The organism is Tropicimonas sp. TH_r6, from assembly GCF_033101155.1.
In the GTDB taxonomy this organism is placed as follows: Bacteria; Pseudomonadota; Alphaproteobacteria; order Rhodobacterales; family Rhodobacteraceae; genus Tropicimonas.
In genome coordinates this window covers 74042-92491 of record NZ_JAWMPX010000009.1, presented here as the reverse complement: position 1 = coordinate 92491, position 18450 = coordinate 74042, and the positions used below count along the sequence as shown (strand labels likewise).

Here is an 18450-nt window from a genome sequence, read left to right as displayed (position 1 = left end):
CCTAGCCGGCCTTGATCAGGTCGGCCAGCCGGGCGCCTTCTTTCAGGATATTCACCAGCGCGCTCTTGTCCTCGCCGGGAAAGAAGCGCGCGCGTAAAGCGGTCGGAACGGCTTGCGGCTGCAGGATCTCGACCCGAGGCCCATGCTTGCGCGTCTCCGCCTGCCAGCCGCGCACAAGCGCCATCTGTGCGGCCTTGGTGGTTCCGTAGCAGCCGAAGAAGGGCTGGCCGGCACGGTCATCGTCGAGAAACACCGCCCGTGCGCCTTCGCGTGCCTGCAACAGCGGCGAAACATAGGTGATCAGCCGCCGCGTGGCCTCGAGGTTGACCGCAACCGAATTGTCCCAACTCTTGCCCTCGACCATGTTGGTTGGGGTCAGAGGCGCGGCGTGGATCGCGGTGTGGACCCAGAGATCCAAGCCCCCCCAACGCTCATGCACCGAGCGACAGAGATGCTGCATCGCGCCGTCATCGGTCACGTCCAGCGGCGCCAGCGTCGCGTCGCCGCCGCGCGCCTTGATGCGGTCGTCAAGTTCTTCCAGCCCGCCCACAGTGCGGGCGACGGCGAGGATGTGATAGTCGGGGGCGAGCGCTTCGGCCATGGCAGCGCCAAGGCCACGGGACGCGCCGGTCACGAGGGCAAGTCTGGTCATGGGCCGCATCTGCACCGGGCGCGCCCGCGAGGTCAAGCGAAAGCAAGGCTCAGCCTTCGGGCATCTCCAACCGCCGCGTACCGGTGCTGGTTTTCAGGAAGACGGCGCCATCGGCAATAGCGACCACCTGTTGCCCGGCAATCCGCTTGCCCATCTCGACCTTCGAGATGCGCCCGGACGAGTGGCGCAGCAACGCGTGACGCTTGGTCTCGGTGCCGAAGGTTCCGATCAGCGACAGGCGGTCGAGGCGGAGTTCATTCTTCTTCGTGGCCGCGGTGGCCACCTTCTGGTTCTCGGACATGTTCATCCTTTTTGCGCCCAGCCACATCCCCGACACCGCGCGACGCAGGCGAAGGGACACGGGCAAAGCAGATTTGTTCGAAACATCGCGGCACCGGTTGAGTGATCCCGCCGCGTCAGGTCAGGGGCCCCGCTATCAGCCGCCTTGGGGAAGACGGAAGTCCCGCAGGTGCGTACGGAAGAAGCTGGGCCGAAAATCGCGCGAGGAGGCGTAAAGGGCTGGCAATTTTCCGCGCAGTCCCTGTCGATTTCGAAACTGTGATGCGTGGAGTGTTGTCCCGGTATTCCGAGCGACGATCCCGGCTGCGCGGCAGGTCAGAATCGCCCGGAGTGGACGCCGACGCCAAGACTTCGGCCACCGCTCGCCCGGGCCGAACCTGAATGCTGCAAGACCCCGCACGGAGATTACGGGAGGGAGCGCCATTGGCACACACACACGGGCGAACGCTTTCCAGCCAACGGCCGCCCGGCCCGACTGGCTGACGCCGGCACGGCACCAGTTGAAGCTTCCTGGCCCCCGAGCGAACGGCACCCCATTCCGCCGGGAGGTGCCCCAACACGCATTCCGCCGCGACGCCACCTGCCCTCACTCGCCTTCGGGACTGGCGCAGTCGGCACCACCCTGCTTTAAGACAAAAGCGAAGCAACCGCGCCCCGCCTGAGGAAAGCTGCCATGCCCAGCGACGCAACAATCGTTTTCTACCTGATCGGCCTCACGGCGATCATGATGGCCTCCAACCGGGTCCGCTACGACCTGATCGCGCTGCTGGTCCTCGTGACACTGGCGCTCACCGGCATCCTGACCCCGACCGAGGCCGTTGCTGGCTTCGGCGCCACGATTATCATCATGGTTGCCGGTCTCTTCGTGGTCGGCGAAATGCTGGACCGCACAGGCGTCGCCCGCACCGTGGGCGATCTGATCCTGAAACAGGGCAAGGGTGACGAGGTCCGGTTGATGATCCCGCTCTGCGCGGGGGCGGCGCTGCTGGGCTCGGTCATGTCCTCGACGGCGGTGGTCGCGATCTTCATCCCCATCGTCATGCGCGTGGCCCGCGACACCGGTATCAACGCCGCACGGCTGCTGATGCCGATGTCCTTCGGCGCGCTGCTTTCGGGCATGCTCACGCTGATCGGTACACCGGGCAACCTCGCCGTCTCGGACGCGCTGCGCGACGCGACGGGCGAACCGCTAGGCTTCTTCAGCTTCTCGCTTATCGGCTTCATCGTTCTCGCCGGAACCCTGGTCTTCTTCGCCTTTGTCGGCCGTCACCTGCTTGGCCCGAAATATGCCGACGGCTCCGACCAGCCCCGGACCCGCAGTCGCTCCTTTGCCGAGATGTATCGCGACCACGGCGTCGAACGGGTCGAGGTGCTTCGGCTCGAACATGCCTATGAAGGCGCGGCAGCGCGCGAATTCGAGCTCTCTGCCCCCCGCATCCTCGCCCGCCGCCGGCGCGGACCGCGCGGCAATGCCAACACCTCGCTGTATTCCTCGGGCATGGATTTCCAGCCCGGGGACCTCATCGTCGTCGTTGGCTCGGAGGCCGAAATGGCCGCGTTCCGGGACCGCCCCGGCATCGAGTTTGTCAGCAGTTTCTATGACGACATGAATGCCTGGATCGACACGCTGGGTATCATGGAAGTCATGGTGCACCCAGAGGCCAGCGTGCTCGGCCAGACCATCGAGGATCTGGAGTTCCGGTCTGTTTACGGTCTCGAAGTGCTGGCACTCAAGCGCGGCCCCGATCCTGTTGCCAGTTTCAAGGACGAGAAACTACGCAAGAGCGACCGGCTGCTGGTTGCCGGAAAATGGACCAAGCTCGACCGTATCAACAGCCGCTCCCGCGACTTCGTTGTCCTCGAGGAGCCGGCCGAACGCGCGTTGTCCGTGCCCAACTCGAACAAGCTCTGGATCGCGATGATCATCCTCTTCACGATGATCGCTGTGTCTCTGGGCGGAATGTCGATCACCATTGCCGTGATCCTCGCAGCAATCGCTGCGGTGCTGACCGGAACGGTCTCGACCAACCAGGCCTATCGCTCGATCAAGCTGGAGACGCTGGTACTGATCGCCGGAATGCTGCCACTGGCCACTGCGCTCGACAAGACGGGCGGGACGGAGATCATCGTAGACGGGCTGATCAGCATGGCCGGGGCGGAGAACCCGCGCGCGGTGATGTTCGCGATGTTCTTCCTGACGATGTCACTGAGTTGGATCCTGTCCAATACGGCAACGCTGGTGCTCGTTGCGCCTATCGCCGTCAATGCGGCGATCTCGATGGGGGTGTCCCCGATGCCGATGGCCATCGCCGTTCTGGTTGCAGGCTCGGCGGGTTTCGCCTCGCCTGTCTCATCGCCGGTGGTCACGTTGGTGGTCAATCCGGGCGGCTACAAGTTCATCGATTTTCTCAAATGCGGCCTGCCTCTGACCGTGTTGGTCATGCTGATCGCCATCTTCGTGATCCCGCTGGTTTTCCCTTTCTGAGCGCAGAACAGACGACTGCGCTGGGACCGACCGGGTAGCGCTCCCGCCCGTCCGCGGGCATCAGAGATGCCCTTGTCCCGTTGGGCCGGGCGCCCGCGTCAGCGGGCGCGGTTCCACGAGACGCAAGCGACGTGCAAAAAAAGATCCGCACCTCGGCTCCTCCTTGCCGAAGGCAGGCACCGCGCAGCGGTGCCACCGCCGCTCGAGCCGAGATGGGACCGTGGCCCCGAAGGGGCCGCGAAAGCCCATCGACGGCTCGGCGGCACGCGCCCGGCATCGCATGCGGCTAGCGCTAGAACCTGGCGCCTGACCTGGAAGCGGGAAGCGGCATTCTCGGCCTGGAACCCACCCTTCGGGTCACGCTGTATGCCCGGCACGGGCACAAGTTCCCGAACTGCGGATCTCAAGGGTCACCCCTCGGGCGTGTACCAGATCGGCGAAGAATACGCCCGCTCCTGGTGGATCAGTTGCGCCTCTTCCGGCAACTCGATTCCGAAGCGCAGCTTGTCATAGACAACCCAACGCGGGGTCGGAATCTCCAGCACGCGCAGGTAATAGAACGCTCGCTCGGCCGGATCGAAATCGGGGTCGCTCCAAACAGTGGCGATCTCCGACGTGCCGATCGTGTTGCTCCAGCTCGCGGTCTCAAGATCCACGGTGTTGCCGACCTCCGGCAGATTGCCATCGGCATCCAGCACGCGATCCCCGGACCATGCAACGTCATAGACCCTTTCCTGCAACGCGCCTTCGCTGTCCATCCAGCCCTTCACGACCTGCACCCGGTCGAGATTGGCTCCGATCGGATCGCGCAGGGCAGCAATCAGGAAAGACGGCGCTACATTCCCTTCGCGCGGGCGAAGGTCCCCACCCATTGGCACGCCCCGGCTATATCCGGCCTCGGCGATGGAGCGGGTGCGAATGTCGTCCTCCGTGAACTCCCAGCCGCCGAAGAAGCGCACCCCGATCCGAGGACCGGTGGTCGCATATGTCTCGCGCCGCTTGAAAGCATCGAAAATCGCCGACCGCGTGTTTTCCTCTGCCCAGACCGCCGTGTAGCCCGAGGCAACCATCATGTGGCCGGGGATCTCGCCGAGGTCACTGGCGATGAACGGATGCTCGATCCGCGTTGGCGATGGCTCGACGCTGACCGACTTGTTGAAGAAGTTTTCCTCCTCGGCGGTGGTCAGCCCCGTATGACTGTCCGTCGCGCCGCCCAGGCCGAACTTGTAGGGGTTCACGCCCAGTTTCGCTTCAAGGGCCAATCCCTGTTTCAGTGCTTCGCGGGCATACTCCCCCTTCAGCATCTCCGGCGTCTTTAGTTCCGTAAGATCCAGGTTGCCGATATCCCAGTTCTCATAATCGGCAAAGGCATCCTCCGGGCTCAGATAGGGATGGGCTTCGCCGTCCCCCTTGATCTGGGTGATCTCATAATGCGGTTCCCACTTGGCACGCTGGGTCACGTAGTTTTCGTCGACCGTGCCACCGTGATACGTGCCTTCCGTCGGGAAGAGCCAGCCATTTGACAGGTTGCCATTATGCGAAAACGCGACGGCCCGGCCGCCTGTTTTCTCTTGATAGGCCTCAAGCCAATCATAGAGCGAGAGAGGGTCGGTGCTGCCCATGGGCGGTTGCGTCACCGGCGGCACCACTTGCAAGGCCCGCACCGCGCCATCGCGCAGCATCACGTTGCGGTGCAGGTTGAACCCCTTGGGAACGGAGGTCCACTCAAAGCCGATGAAGGCCGTGAACTTGCCCGGCTCGTTGTGATCCTCGGCCGCCTTTACGATCTTCTCCCAGGTGAAGGCAAAAGCATCGGCGCCAGGACTGTAGGCTTCGACGATCGCCTCTGGCAACGTCATCTGCGAGAAATTGGTGATCAGGTCGAAGGCCGATTTTCCGGCCGCTTCGCCGCCCTGGCTATACCCTTCATACCATTCGCGCCCCTTCGGATCGGCGAGAATGCCGGGATCGCCGGCTTGAAGGTCGGGCGCAAAGCCCATCAGGTCGGTGTGATCGGTCAGGACCATCCAGTCCAGCGGACGGCTGAGACGCACCGGCTGCCCTGTCGAGGAGACCACCTGCTCGCCCTTGGCAAAGCGCCAGGCATCATCCGGGCCGAGGATATTGCCGAAGGCACCGGCATCGAGCGACAGGCCGGTATGCAGATGCGTTTCGCCCCAGAGCGGCCGCTCCGGAAAGGTCCGGTTGGCATAAGGCGAAAACGGGCGGGCGGCGAAGGTGCCTTCCGCAGCCTCTTCACTGACAACGATCTGCGCGGCGGCAGGCACGGAAATGACGGCAATACAGGCCGCCGACGACAATAGTTTCAGCATGTGGTCCTCCCCAGTCGGTCCGTCCATGCAAGCACCGGTGCAAAGTCGCCTCCGCACGCAGCGATCACGAGACCGCACAACCTGAGGGTGACACATCTTCGCTGAAAATCCACAAAAATTTGTGCTTACAGGAGATGACGGGCTGTGTTGCAACCCATGCGTGATTTTCGTTGTGCTGCGGGCTGCGTGCCGGGACGCGCCTGACGTCTACTCGGCCGCCGTCTTCAGCTTGAAGCCACGCTCCAGCATATCGGACGGCTCCACCGGGTACTCGCCCGAGAAGCAGGCATCGCAATAGCGCGGGGCCTTTGGATCGCGCCCCTTGGCCTCGCCCACGGCGCGATAAAGCCCGTCCAGCGAGATGAACTTGAGGCTGTCCACGGCAAGGTGCTCGCGCATTTCATCCTCAGACATGGTCGCGGCCAGAAGCTTCTCGCGCTGCGGTGTGTCCACGCCGTAGAAGCAGGGCCAGGCGGTCGGCGGGGAAGCGATGCGGAAATGCACCTCCTTGGCGCCGGCATCGAGGATCATCTCCTTGATCTTGCGGCTGGTCGTGCCGCGCACCACGGAATCGTCGACAAGGATCACCCGTTTGCCGGCGATCAGCGCCCGGTTCACGTTCAGTTTCAGCCGCACGCCCATGTTGCGGATCTGTTCGGAGGGCTCGATGAAGGTCCGGCCCATATACTGGTTGCGAATGATGCCGAGCGCATAGGGAATGCCGCTTTCCTGGCTGAAACCGATGGCCGCCGGCGTGCCCGAATCCGGCACCGGGCAGACGAGATCCGCATCGACCGGATTCTCTCGTGCCAGTTCCACACCGATCTGACGCCGGGTCTCGTAGACCGACTGACCGCCGAGGATCGAGTCGGGGCGTGAGAAATAGACATGTTCGAAGATGCAGAAGCGTGATTGCCGCGCTTCGAAAGGCCGGTGACTCTTCACCCCACCATTGGGCGCGATCACGACCATTTCGCCCGGCTCGATCTCACGCACGAACTCGGCACCGATGATGTCCAGCGCGCAGGTCTCGGAAGACAGCACCCAGCCATCGCCGATCCGCCCCAGCACCAGCGGCCGCACACCCAGCGGGTCCCGGACGCCGATCAGCTTGGTGCGTGTCATCGCCACGACAGAGAAGGCGCCCTCGACCCGGCGCAGCGCGTCCTTCATTCGTTCGGGGATGTCACGCTGCAGCGAGCGGGCCATCAGGTGGATGATGCATTCGCTGTCCGAGCCGGACTGGAATATCGACCCGCGATCGATCAACTCGCGGCGCAGTGCATCCGCATTGGTGAGATTCCCGTTATGGGCAATCGCCGCCCCGCCCATGGAGAACTCGCCAAAGAAGGGCTGCACGTCTCGGATCTCCGTCCGGCCCTTGGAGCCAGCGGTCGAATAGCGCACATGGCCAATGCCGAGATCGCCGGGCAGCGTTTCCATCAGCTTGGCGGAGGTGAAGTTGTCACGCACGTAGCCGAAGCGGCGCGCGGAGTGGAACCCCGTACCCTGGTTGTGGGTGACGATCCCGGCGGCTTCCTGGCCGCGATGTTGCAGCGCGTGCAGGCCGAGAGCGATGAAATTGGCGGCATCGGCAACGCCCGTGACCCCGAAGACACCGCATTCCTCGCGGAGTTTGTCGTCGTCAAATGGGTGGGCAAGGAAGGGCTTCGAGTTTTCGAGCGCGGCAGGCATGAGGCGGTGGCTCCGAATCCGGCAGAGGGGGCGCGGTCTGTTTACGAGCTTACACTTCAGGTGTCATCCCTTTGTCATGGCGACGGCGCGGATCGTTCAATTTCGTCGGGTCAGATCGGACACGGGGCGCAACTACCAGCTGTCGCGGCACTGCAGAGAAAACTGGACCGGAGCGGTCCCCCCTGCCCCGAAAGAAGGACCGCCCCCGCCCGAAGGCGGAGGCGGCTGATATCGCGGGCTTGGAGAACTATTCACCCGCGGGGGAGTTCCTGTGCGGGATCAGACGAAATCTTCGCGATGGGGCGTGAAGAAGTCGAGCAGCATGCCGGCCTCGATGCATTTGGCACCATGCGGGATATTCGGCTGCTTGTAGGTCGTGTCTCCGGCGCGAACGGTCTTCGTCTCCTCGCCGATCGTGAACTCGAACACGCCCGATACGCAGTAGGAGATCTGCTCATGCGGGTGGTTGTGCATGGCGGCAACGGCGCCGCTCTCGAAATGCACTTCGACGACCATCGCGTTCTCGGCATAGACGGCCATGCGGCGGCTGATGCCCCCGCCGAGATCCTGAAGCTCGTGATCCTTGCTGAAGCAGAAATTGGTAATGTCCATCGGGTTTCTCCGTGGTGAGAGGGGGAAGCAATTGCCGGCACCCGGGAGCGCCGGCAATCGGAGATCAGGCTTTCATCAGCTTCTGCACGACAACCTTGAAGGAATTCTCGTCGGCATCGGTGAAATAGAGATCGGCGTCATAGCCCTGGTCGTCGATGAAGTTGAAGACCCGGCGCGGCGCAGCTTTCGGGTAGGGAACGAGCAGCGTTGCGATGCGGTGGCGCTTCGCCTTCGGGAAGCGCGCGACGATCCGCGATCCGATGGGCTTGCCCTCGAACTCAGCGGGGTCAGCATCGTCATAGCCCTTGATCTGCTCGACGGTCGGCATGCCGGCTTCGGAGAAGACGAACTTGCCATAATAGCCCGCCCGTTCGCCGGTATAGCGGAAGCTGTCGGAGCCGACATCGAAGCCATTATTGGCATGGGCCAACCAGTCGATGCTCACCGGCTCGTCGGCGTCGATGCTGTCGACGACGACGAAGAAGCTGTCATGAGCGAAATAGACTTCGCGCGTGACGCTCGTCACTTCCGGCGAGAGCACCTTGTAGGCCTCGGTCGCGTTGCCGCGGATATAGATGTGATCCTCGCGCTGCTCGGCCAGTTCCAGATCGCCCGTGGCGCGCATCGCCATGGTCTTGTCCCGGTCGGCATACTGGCCCTTGCCATTGACCAGGATGGTGCATTTCGACTTCGTCTGGCGCCGCCACTTGCGGTGCATCGAAGTGTTGAACCCGATGTAGTAGCCAGAATTGACCATCAGGTCTTCGCCGAAGGCCGACATGACCATGGCGTTCTGGTCGCCATGGCTGTGGCTGATCGAGCCGAAGGGGCTGGATTTCAGCACGAAGCCGATATGTTCGTCGGGGTTGCCCATGCGGTGCTGGATCGCGGCCCAGCCGGTGCCCTTGAACCAGCGCAGGCGCTGGTCATCCGCCGGCGGCTCCGCCTCGACGGTCGGGTAGTCATGCTGGTAGCACATCTCGTCGAAATTCAGGTCCCACCAGCCGTAATTGTAGGACATCATCTCGGTGCCGGGGTCGTTCCGCTTCACCTCGTCATAGTACCACTGATAGGCGCCATTGCCGGTCACACCCGCGAACTGGCGCAGGTTGTAGCCGACCTTGAGGCAGACCGTGTCGCCCATGGTGCTGTCATCGCCAAGCGTGAAGCGTCGCGTGGTGGGCGGCTTGGTGTAGAGCGGGAAGTCGCCCGTCTTCTGGAAGAATGGGCGCTGGTAAAGGTCGAAACCGGCGAAGTTCTTCACGTAATTGGCGCCGTCGACCAGGTAAGCCATTGCGGTCATCCAGTAATGCGGGCCCTCAGCCCAGCCGCCATCGGTGTCGCCCCAGGGCGAGTAGACGGTGGAGAGGAATTCGATCGAGTAATCCAGCCATTCCTGCGCTTCCGGCTCCTCGCCGAGCATGGCGATGCAGCAGGGGATGATGACCGCATAGACCGAACGCACGGCGTGGCTGTCATAGGGGAAGGTGTGGATATTGGCGTGGCGGATGGCGTGATCGGCCACGTCGCGGGTCCGTTCGAGCAGGGCAGCGCGGACCTTGTCGCGCTCCTCCTGCGTCATCTCGCCGTGGAGCCAGTCATAGCCCCAGGCGAGCGCGGTGGCGATGCGATAGGCCCATTCGTCGGTATAGGCGCGCGACGTGGTCCCCTTCGGGTTCCATTCGGCGACCGAAAGCAGCCATTCCTTGGAGCGGTCCAGCATCGCCTGGTCGCCCAGCACATGACCGGCAACGGCGAGGTGGCGGACCGCGTAGATCGTCTCCTGGCAGTCGATATAGCCCTGGCGCCAGACCGGCGGCGTGCGCTGGTTGTTCTCGTAGGGCTTGATCTCCGGTGTGATTTCACGGTCAAGCCAGGGCGTGACGGATTTCTCGTAGAAGGTCGACCAGGTGCAGTGATCGGGATCCTTGGCCACGGCCTTCTTGAAAGCGGCCAGTTCTTTCGGACCAAGCCAGAGACGCGGATGTGCCATATCGGAGTTGGCATAGCGCTTGGCACGGCTGGGCAGCGTCACTTCCGGCAGGCCTTCGGGGATCACGAAGTCGCGAACCCCGCTCCAGGCCGTGGCGGGCTGGCAGGCCTCGGCGTCCCAGACGGCATAGGACCAGTGGTAATGCCCCGGGGCGAAGACAATATCCGGGGTCAGGAAATTCAGCGGGATATCCGTGAAGACCTGTGTCTCGCCTTCCGGAAAGGTGGCGTCCATGGAGACCCGCAGGACATAATGCGCGCCCTCGTCGACCACCGGCAGCCACATGAAACGGGGTGGGTTTTCGACCAGCGCCTCGCCTCCTGCGGGGGAGTACTTGATGTTCAGCCGGCCGGCCTTCGGTTCATCGAGATAGGCGGTGGCATCTTTCATGGAGGTCGAAGGCATCGACGGGCGTCCTTGGTTCTAAGGTTTCGATCGGATAGATGAGGCCCCGTCCGGAATGACGGGGCAAGCTCATTTGATTTCGGAGCGGCGCCGCCCCCACCATGCTCGTCGGGGGGCGGCGCCTGAGAGACGACCTATCAGCCGCCGTACTGGCGGTCGTAAGCCGATTGCATGACTTCGAGCACCTTGTTCATGCCCATGTCATTCAGCTCGTCAAGATATGCATCCCATTCGGCTTCCACGTCGGAGGAGCCGAGGATCCAGGCCTGCTGCTTCTCGAGCATGTAGGTCCGTGCCTGGGAGAAATACTTGTCGTAGACCTTTTGTTCGTCGGCATTCATCGCAACGCCGAGGAACTGATCGATCAGGTAGTCACCCTCATCATAGAGCGCAATACCTTCGAGTGCGTATTCGTTCGACCACTGCTTCTCGTACTCGTAGTCCTGGAAATAACCGCGCGCGTGGAGCTGCGCACCGACTTCGTAGAGCTGCGAGTTCATCGGACGGCCGTTGGTCAGGACCTCTTCCTTGAACTGCGGCTTGCCGTCGACCATGTCCCAGAATTCGCCTTCGACACCGAAGTTCACGAGGTTCCGGCCTTCCGGGGTAAACCAGAAGTCAAAGTACTTGATGGTCTCGACCGGGTTCTTGTTGGTGCCACCGATCGCCCATCCATCCGGCTTGAGCGGGATGCGGCGGTGCTCTTCGATCCGGTCGCCATTGACGTTCGCCGGCGGCGCGAAGGCCTTGAACTCGAAGCCGTCGATCGAGCCCTGCAGCGTCGTGTTGTAGCCCGAGGTGGAAGCGAACCAGTCATGGGTCGCGCCGCCGAGATTCTCGGAGAGCAGGAACTCACGCGCGGAGGAACCACGGGTGAAGACTTCGGCGTCGATCAGGCCTTCCTCGTACCAGCGGGCGAGGTTCTTGATGCCTTCGCGATAGCCTTCGCCCATGTAGGGATAGGCAATCTGACCATTGTCGACATAGAAGTCGTGATAGGTGTCGGAGCCCGAGGAGCGGCCGCCCCAAAGGGTCACGAGACGGATCAGCTCTTCCCACTGACGTGCGAAATAGGGAACCTCATCGGCCTCGCCGTTGCCATTCGGGTCCTGCTCCTTGAAAGCGCGCAGCACGGCTTCGTATTCTTCGACCGTGTTCGGCACTTCCAGGCCCAGGGTCTCCAGCCAATCATATCGGATGAAGAAGGCGCGACCGTATTTCCCGTCCGGCAGGTAGGGAATGTAGTAGAGGTTGCCATCCGCGGCGCTGAGCGCTGCCTTGACCTCGGGACGCTCGTCGAAATAGGCCTTCAGGTTCGGCGCATGCTCGTCGATCAGGTCGTTGAGCGGCAGGAAGGCGCCCTGCGGGCCGTACTGGAAGACGAAGTCCTTGATGCGCGAGGTGCCGACAATATCCGGGATCTTGCCGGAGGCCAGCAGCAGGTTGAACGCCTCTTCCGAGGAGGTCGAGTTGGAGCCGACCGTCACGTTCTTGAGATGAATGTTGGTCATCTCGCGCGCGGCCTGCTCAACAGGCCAGTCTTCGTCATACTTGGTGTAGCGCTTGTGGTGCATGTGCACCGTCAGCTCCAGCGGTTCGTCGGAGATCAGGTGATCCCCTTCAGCCCAGACCGGCGCGACCGAGGTCATTGCCGAGGTTGCCAGGGCAACCGCTGTCAGTTTCGTCAGATTTCGCATGGATACCTCCCTGTATGCGATGTTCGACTTGTTCATTCCTTCACCCCGCCGAGCATGATGCCCTTGTTGAAGTACTTCTGGACGAAGGGATAAATCATTAGGACCGGGATGACCGAGCAGACGATGATGGCGGCTGTTACCGTCTCCACCGAATAGGGCGCGGTCAGAAGCGTCGAGGAGAACTCCTCGTCGTCGGACAAGGCCGCGATCGTGTGCCGCAGATAGACCTGGAGCGGGATTTTCCCCTCGTCGGTCAGCAGCACCATGGCCCAGAAGAAGCCGTTCCAGCGGGCGACGATGCAGAACAGTGTGATCGTCGCGAGGGCCGGCTTCGAGAGCGGCACGAACACTTTCCAGAGGATCTGGAACTCGTTTGCACCGTCCATCCGCGCCGCTTCCTGGAAGCTGTCAGGAATGCTCTCGAAGAAGTTGCGCAGCAGGATGACGTTGAAGGCGTTCAGCGCGAAGCCGATGATGATACCGAAATAGCTGTCCAGAAGACCGAGGTCCCGGAAGTTCAGCCAGATCGGGATCATGCCGGCGTTGAACCACATGGTGAAGGCCACCAGCAGGTTCCAGAAGCGCCTCCCCCAGAGATTGGGGCGCGACAATGCGTAGGCCCCGGGGATCACCAGAAGCAGCGAGGTAAGCGTGCCGCCGAAGGTGTAGATGAAGGTGTTCCTGTAGGAGTTCCAGAAGGCCGGCTCCGACATCACCCGTTCATAGGCGGCCAATGTCAGGTCGATCGGCGCCAGGACCACGGTGCCCGCTCTCGCCGCGAAGCCCGAAGAGAAGGACATCGCAGCGATATAGATGAACGGGTAGAGCGTTGAGATCGTGAAGACCCCGACCAGAACCATCGTCGCATAGACGAAGAACTTGTCGCCGCGGGAATAGAGATTCATGTTTCTCATCGATTTATCTCCTTACCACAGCGACGTCTTGGACACGCGCTTGGCGATCGCGTTGGCGCTCATCACCAGGCAGAAGGCCATGACTGCGTTGAACAGGCCGGCTGCTGCCGCGACATCGTACTGCCCACCGATCAGACCCTGGCGATAGATGAACGTGTTGATCACGTCCGCCGTCTGGTAGGTCGCCGGCTGGTAGAGCAGGATGATCATCTCGAAGCTCACCTCCAGCAGGTTACCGATACGGATGATCAGCATGATGATGATCGTCGGCAGGATGCAGGGGATGGTGATCTTCCACATCATCTGCCAGCGGTTCGCCCCATCGACCACGGCCGATTCATAGAGCGAGGGGTTCACACCCGCGATGGCCGCAAGGAAGACGATCGACTGGAAGCCCGCTTCCTGCCAGATGCCCGTGCCGATGAAGATCGGGCGGAACCATTCCGGCTTCGTCAGGAAGTAGATCGGCTCGACGCCGAACCAGCCAAGCACGGTGTTCACGATACCAGCCGACGGCGAGAAAGCCGTGATGATGATACCGGCGATGATCACCGAGGAGATGAAGTGCGGCAGGTAGACGATGGTCTGGGCTGTCCGCTTATAAGCCTCGTTCAGGATCTCGTTGAACATCAGAGCCAGGATGATCGGCATCGGAAAGCCGATGAACAGGCTGAGCAGCGAGATGATGATCGTGTTCTTGAAGGCCCGGACGAACTGGTCACTCTGGAACAGAGTCTGGAAATGCTCGAACCCGACCCAGGGGCTGCCATCGATCCCGAGGAACACGGAATAGTCCTTGAAGGCGATCTGCAGACCGTACATCGGCCTGTAGTTGAACATCAGGAACCAGATGATAAGCGGCGCGAGCATGGCGTAGATCTGCCATTCGCGACGGAGGTGCAGGTAGATGCGATCCAACCTCTGCGACAGGGTCAGCTTGGGGACGACTTTCTCGATCCCGGCTGATGATTCTTTGTCGACAATTGCCATTGCTCTGTCCTCAGGCCACCTGACCGAGTGCTCGGCCGGAATCCTTGTCGAAGAGCTTGACGCGCTCGGGCTTCACATGCAGCGCGCTTACGCCCTGCAGGTGGCCAATCTCGCCATGGGTCTCCACCTTGGCGACGAAGGGCACGTCCCCGACATGTGTGTGCAGCAGCGCCTCCGAGCCCAGGGTCTCGATCAGGTCGAGGCTGATCGGGATCTCGGCGGTGCCCGCCTCGGCGCTCAGCATCACATGTTCGGGGCGGATGCCGACGATCACGTCGCGCCCGGCGGAGCCGCGCAGCGCTTCCTGGCCATGCAGCTGGATCATCGTGCCGTTGGCGTGGGCAATTGGGCCTGCATCGCTGTCTTCCAGCGTCGCCTCGAACTGGTTCATCGGCGGCGAGCCGATAAAGCCCGCGACGAAGGTGTTCGCCGGATTGTTGAACAGTTCCATAGGCGTACCAATTTGCTCGATATTGCCATCGGCCATGACGACGATCCGATCGGCGAGCGTCATCGCCTCGACCTGATCGTGGGTCACATAGACCGAGGTCACGCCAAGACGCTTGTGCAAGCGCTTGATCTCTGCCCGCATCTGGGTGCGCAGCTTGGCGTCGAGGTTGGAGAGCGGCTCGTCGAAGAGGAACACGGCGGGATGGCGCACGATGGCGCGGCCCATTGCAACGCGCTGGCGTTGACCGCCCGAGAGGTCGGCCGGACGGCGCTCGAGATACTCGGTCAGACCCAGAATTTTCGCCGTTTCCTCGATCGTCTTGGCAATCTCGTCCTTCGGTGTCTTGCGGATACGCAGGCCGAAAGCCATGTTGTCGGCGACGTTCAGGTGTGGATAGAGCGCGTAGTTCTGGAACACCATCGCCACGTCGCGGTCCTTGGGGGCCACGCGGTTCATGACGCGTTCGCCAATCCGCAATTCGCCGTCCGAGATCTCCTCGAGACCGGCGATCATGCGCAGGGTGGTCGACTTGCCGCAGCCCGACGGGCCGACAAGCACGACGAACTCCTGCGGTTGGATCTCAAGATCGATCCCGTGGACCACTTCCACGGCGCCGTATCGCTTGACGATACCTTCGAGAAAAACGCCCGACATCATACCTCCGGTTCTGGGTTCAGCGCGCTTCGAGTGCGCGCAAGGATTGGGGCCGCCCAACGGCGGCATTGAGGGATTCGATATTTTCCAGCAGGCCGGGCTGGCGCGAGAGCGTCTCGATCTCGCTTCCCAGTCGGCCGATATGGGCCAGCAATGCGGTCTCCGCGCCGGCCGGATTGCCGGCGCACAACGCCTCGGCAATCTCACGATGCTGCTCGATGAGCTGCGGGCCCCGACGGATCCGACGGAGCATTTTCAGGTGGCGCACCCGATCGAGATCGGCCTGCACGCCCTTCACCGTCCACCAGACGCCCGGCACGCCGGCCAGTTCGTAGAAGGAGCGGTGGAAATCCTCGTCCAGCGCGTAGAAGCTGTCGTAATCCTCGGCCTCGATGGCCGCTTCCTGCTCCGCGATGGACCCTTTGAGCCGCGCCCGGAACGCGTCTGGCGCGAGATGGGCTTTCTGCGCCGCCTTACGCACTGCGCCGATCTCCAGGTTGACCCGGATGAAACAAGCCTCGAGATACCGATCGATCCGGATCGGGGTGACATATGTTCCACTCTTGGGGACGATATTGACCAGGCCGGCATCTTCCAAACGTATCAGCGCCTCGCGGACCGGTGTCTTGCTGGTCTTGAGCGCCTCGGCCACTTCCAGTTCGGAAATCTGCTGTCCAGGGAGCAGCTTGATTTCGACGACGAGAGCCCGGAGCCGTTCAAATATCTGGGAAACCTTGCTTTCCTTCGATGTCAGCTCGACGCTGGCAAGCAGTTCCGACACCGTCGAGATGCGGTCGGCGCGGCAATTGACCAGGAATTCCTCCAACAGACTTCCCCCTCCCAGGGCGTCACGATTGGGTGATCTAATATCTCACAACAATGATTTGTCCAGATTAATCTTTACAAATTATGACATTCTGACCCCTGGGAAGGCAGATCCCCCTTCGGAAGGAAGTCAAAAAATACATTTTGAATCAAAATGTTAGAATCAGGTCTCAACGGCTGATTTGTAAGATGCCAGTTCCAACTATTCGCACCAACCTGAGATTTGTTAGCGCCCTGACACGTCACAAATCCCGCCCGGAAAATGGGCGGTGCCTTAGCGGCAACGACTCGGGATTGACGGAATCAGCCGCCCTCGAAGACTCGCTTGCGGGCATTCTCGATATGAGCGCGCATACCCTGCCGTGCCGCCTCGCCATCCCGACGCTCGATGGCGTCGAGAATGACATAATGCTCGGCCTGGACCAGATCGAGACGCTGCTGCGTCTTGGTCAGAGACAGGTTTCGGGTCAGGTTCATGCCGGTCAGGATATTCTCCCGCATCGAAGCACGGGCAGCGACGAAATACTGGTTGTCCGAGGCACGACAGATCGCGGCGTGCAGGACCTCGTCCGCATCGACGCCCAACTCGCCTTCCCGCACGCAGCGGTCGAGTTCCAGAACGGCAGCGCGGATAGCGTCGAGATCGGAGGCCGTGTGCCGTTCAGCGGCAAGAAAGGCTGCCTCGCCCTCGATGGCCGCCCGGAATTCAAAGGTTCGCTGAATATCGGCGATCGAGCCGACCGGCGCGAAATCGAGCGCCGCGATTTCCGGCCGGCGCTTGACGAAGCTACCTGAGCCCTGGCGGGACTGGATCACGTCATCTTCGCGCAGCTGCCGCAGGGCCTGCCGAAGGACCGGCCTGGACACGCCGTATCGGTCGCACAGCGCGTGCTCCGTGGGTAGCTTGCTGCCAACCGGATAGGAATCATCGGCGATGCCCGCGAGTATCTTCTCGTAGACCTGGTCCGAAAGCGTTCCCGGCCGAACAGGCCGCCCCCCAGCGCCCTCCGATGCCACAGCCATTCCATTCTCCTCCTACCCTTGCCCGCCCCTCACCCTGCCCTTTTCCGTCCAAACGGCGAGCAGAGCACGTTGGCGAGCACCCTGACGCCTGATGTATACGCAAGGAACAAATTTGTAAAACCGCCGATCTGTCGCCCCCATGCCGGTCCCGCCCGAAACGAAAGATTCGCGCGGAACTGGCGCGGAAGATTACGCAAGGGAGGGGTTTTTTCGGTTCATTTTTTGCGAACACCCGCAACGGTAGAAAAAATTATTTCGCCTTGTCAGCTGCTTAAAGCATTTCTTGACAGCGTGGGATAGCCGTGAACTAGCATATCAATGTGTCGCACTATTGATTATTGTAAAAATTTGTTTTGGCGATAGGGTGCGGCTCACCAAACAGAATGACCTATGGGAGGACTTCATGGCATTCCAGAAATACGCCGCAACCGCCTTTGCAAGCGCCATCGCGCTCGCTGCCGCTTTCGCCGCTCCGGTGGCCGAAGCCAAAGACTGGCGCGGCTGGAACATTCACGTCGAAGACTACCCCGTGTCCCACGGCATGGAGGCCTTCATGGCCGAAGTGACCGAAAAGACCGGCGGCGAGATCAAAGGCAAGGTGTTCCACCAGGGCGTGCTGGGTTCGCAGCCCGACGCCATCGAGCAGGTACGTCTCGGCATCATCGACTTCGCTGAATTCAGCCTCGGCCCCTGGGGTCCGGTTGCACCTGAAGCCAACGTCGTTTCGCTGCCCTTCATCTTCAAGAGCATCGACCAGATGCACCGTGCGATGGACGGGGCTCCCGGCGAAGCCCTCTCGGCCGGCCTGGAGAAAAAGGGCGTGATCGCGCTCGGCTACTACGACGCCGGCGCGCGGAGCTTCTATAACTCGCGGGGCCCGATCAACGCGCCCGCCGATATGGAAGGCATGAAGGTTCGTGTCATGAACAACGACCTGTTCGTTGACATGATCGCGGCTCTGGGCGGCAACGCCACGCCGATGGCCTTCGCCGAAGTGTACCAGTCGATCAAGACCAACGTGGTGGACGGTGCTGAAAACAACCCGCCCTCCTACGAGTCGACCGCTCACTACGAAGTGGCCCCGTTCTACTCGATCTCCGAGCACCTGATCATCCCGGAAGTCCTGGTCATCGCCAAGAAGACCTGGGACGGGCTGACACCGGAACAGCAGGAAATCGTGAAAGTGGCCGGCAAGAACTCGACCATGCTCCAGCGCGAACTCTGGGCTGATCGGGAAGCCAAGTCGATGGAAGTCGTCAAGGCCGCCGGCGTCGAGGTCAACATGATCGAGGACAAGGCTCCCTTCCAGGAGGCCATGGCCCCGGTTTATGAAGGGTACCTTGCCGCGAACCCGGACATGAAAGGGATCGTCGAGCTCTTCCAGAACTTCGAGTGATCCGTAACTGACACCAACGCGGCGC

The 18450-nt window shown here is 61.8% G+C and carries 14 protein-coding genes; 2 read left to right on the top strand and 12 right to left on the bottom strand.

Annotated features, from left to right (window positions below; translation table 11 throughout):
- Window position 1 precedes the first annotated feature (1 nt).
- Together R3X27_RS11080 and R3X27_RS11075 are read right to left on the bottom strand one after the other, a co-directional pair.
- Window positions 2-661 (bottom strand): SDR family NAD(P)-dependent oxidoreductase, encoded by a 660-nt coding sequence (locus R3X27_RS11080; protein WP_411572485.1) that lies wholly within the window; start codon window positions 659-661, stop codon window positions 2-4.
- A 40-nt stretch (window positions 662-701) separates the two neighbouring features.
- On the bottom strand, window positions 702-953 hold the full coding sequence (locus tag R3X27_RS11075) for a hypothetical protein (RefSeq protein WP_317708918.1): 252 nt from the start codon (window positions 951-953) through the stop codon (window positions 702-704).
- Between the two features lie 672 nt (window positions 954-1625).
- On the opposite strand from R3X27_RS11075, the gene R3X27_RS11070 reads away from it, so the two are divergent.
- Entirely contained in the window at window positions 1626-3437 is a 1812-nt protein-coding gene (locus tag R3X27_RS11070; protein WP_317708917.1) for an SLC13 family permease, read from the top strand.
- A 410-nt stretch (window positions 3438-3847) separates the two neighbouring features.
- On the opposite strand, the gene R3X27_RS11065 is transcribed toward R3X27_RS11070, so the two are convergent.
- From R3X27_RS11065 to R3X27_RS11020, 10 genes are all read right to left on the bottom strand, one after another.
- Entirely contained in the window at window positions 3848-5770 is a 1923-nt protein-coding gene (locus tag R3X27_RS11065) for a DUF3604 domain-containing protein (RefSeq protein WP_317708916.1), read from the bottom strand.
- A gap of 207 nt (window positions 5771-5977) precedes the next feature.
- On the bottom strand, window positions 5978-7465 hold the full coding sequence (gene purF / locus R3X27_RS11060; RefSeq protein WP_317708915.1) for an amidophosphoribosyltransferase: 1488 nt from the start codon (window positions 7463-7465) through the stop codon (window positions 5978-5980).
- A 279-nt stretch (window positions 7466-7744) separates the two neighbouring features.
- Complete coding sequence (locus tag R3X27_RS11055) at window positions 7745-8077, bottom strand: cupin domain-containing protein (protein ID WP_317708914.1); 333 nt, start codon at window positions 8075-8077, stop codon at window positions 7745-7747.
- A gap of 64 nt (window positions 8078-8141) precedes the next feature.
- On the bottom strand, window positions 8142-10475 hold the full coding sequence (locus R3X27_RS11050; protein ID WP_317708913.1) for a DUF4962 domain-containing protein: 2334 nt from the start codon (window positions 10473-10475) through the stop codon (window positions 8142-8144).
- 137 nt (window positions 10476-10612) lie between these two features.
- On the bottom strand, window positions 10613-12172 hold the full coding sequence (locus tag R3X27_RS11045) for an extracellular solute-binding protein (protein ID WP_317708912.1): 1560 nt from the start codon (window positions 12170-12172) through the stop codon (window positions 10613-10615).
- Window positions 12173-12204: 32 nt separating this feature from the next.
- Window positions 12205-13086 (bottom strand): carbohydrate ABC transporter permease, encoded by an 882-nt coding sequence (locus R3X27_RS11040; protein WP_317708911.1) that lies wholly within the window; start codon window positions 13084-13086, stop codon window positions 12205-12207.
- A 12-nt stretch (window positions 13087-13098) separates the two neighbouring features.
- A complete protein-coding gene (locus tag R3X27_RS11035) occupies window positions 13099-14076 on the bottom strand; it encodes an ABC transporter permease (RefSeq protein WP_317708910.1) in 978 nt (325 codons plus the stop codon).
- Window positions 14077-14086: 10 nt separating this feature from the next.
- On the bottom strand, window positions 14087-15181 hold the full coding sequence (locus R3X27_RS11030; protein WP_317708909.1) for a sn-glycerol-3-phosphate ABC transporter ATP-binding protein UgpC: 1095 nt from the start codon (window positions 15179-15181) through the stop codon (window positions 14087-14089).
- Between the two features lie 19 nt (window positions 15182-15200).
- On the bottom strand, window positions 15201-16007 hold the full coding sequence (locus R3X27_RS11025; protein WP_317708908.1) for a GntR family transcriptional regulator: 807 nt from the start codon (window positions 16005-16007) through the stop codon (window positions 15201-15203).
- Between the two features lie 302 nt (window positions 16008-16309).
- Window positions 16310-17029, bottom strand: coding sequence for a FadR/GntR family transcriptional regulator (locus R3X27_RS11020; RefSeq protein ID WP_317708907.1), 720 nt, complete (start codon window positions 17027-17029; stop codon window positions 16310-16312).
- Between the two features lie 403 nt (window positions 17030-17432).
- Here R3X27_RS11020 and R3X27_RS11015 point away from each other — a divergent pair, with 403 nt between their 5' ends.
- Window positions 17433-18425 carry a TRAP transporter substrate-binding protein gene (locus R3X27_RS11015; RefSeq protein ID WP_317708906.1) on the top strand — a complete coding sequence of 331 codons (993 nt, stop codon included), beginning with the start codon at window positions 17433-17435 and terminating at the stop codon, window positions 18423-18425.
- Window positions 18426-18450: the final 25 nt, after the last annotated feature.

Bases quoted from the DNA above. Each gene is read 5' to 3' on its own strand.
- R3X27_RS11050 (WP_317708913.1), bottom strand. From the start codon at position 10,475: ATGCCTTCGACCTCCATGAAAGATGCCACCGCCTATCTCGATGAACCG.
- R3X27_RS11015 (WP_317708906.1), top strand. From the start codon at position 17,433: ATGGCATTCCAGAAATACGCCGCAACCGCCTTTGCAAGCGCCATCGCG.
- R3X27_RS11040 (WP_317708911.1), bottom strand. From the start codon at position 13,086: ATGAGAAACATGAATCTCTATTCCCGCGGCGACAAGTTCTTCGTCTAT.
- R3X27_RS11055 (WP_317708914.1), bottom strand. From the start codon at position 8,077: ATGGACATTACCAATTTCTGCTTCAGCAAGGATCACGAGCTTCAGGAT.
- purF (WP_317708915.1), bottom strand. From the start codon at position 7,465: ATGCCTGCCGCGCTCGAAAACTCGAAGCCCTTCCTTGCCCACCCATTT.
- R3X27_RS11070 (WP_317708917.1), top strand. From the start codon at position 1,626: ATGCCCAGCGACGCAACAATCGTTTTCTACCTGATCGGCCTCACGGCG.
- R3X27_RS11045 (WP_317708912.1), bottom strand. From the start codon at position 12,172: ATGCGAAATCTGACGAAACTGACAGCGGTTGCCCTGGCAACCTCGGCA.
- R3X27_RS11065 (WP_317708916.1), bottom strand. From the start codon at position 5,770: ATGCTGAAACTATTGTCGTCGGCGGCCTGTATTGCCGTCATTTCCGTG.
- R3X27_RS11075 (WP_317708918.1), bottom strand. From the start codon at position 953: ATGTCCGAGAACCAGAAGGTGGCCACCGCGGCCACGAAGAAGAATGAA.
- R3X27_RS11020 (WP_317708907.1), bottom strand. From the start codon at position 17,029: ATGGCTGTGGCATCGGAGGGCGCTGGGGGGCGGCCTGTTCGGCCGGGA.
- R3X27_RS11035 (WP_317708910.1), bottom strand. From the start codon at position 14,076: ATGGCAATTGTCGACAAAGAATCATCAGCCGGGATCGAGAAAGTCGTC.
- R3X27_RS11080 (WP_411572485.1), bottom strand. From the start codon at position 661: ATGCGGCCCATGACCAGACTTGCCCTCGTGACCGGCGCGTCCCGTGGC.
- R3X27_RS11030 (WP_317708909.1), bottom strand. From the start codon at position 15,181: ATGTCGGGCGTTTTTCTCGAAGGTATCGTCAAGCGATACGGCGCCGTG.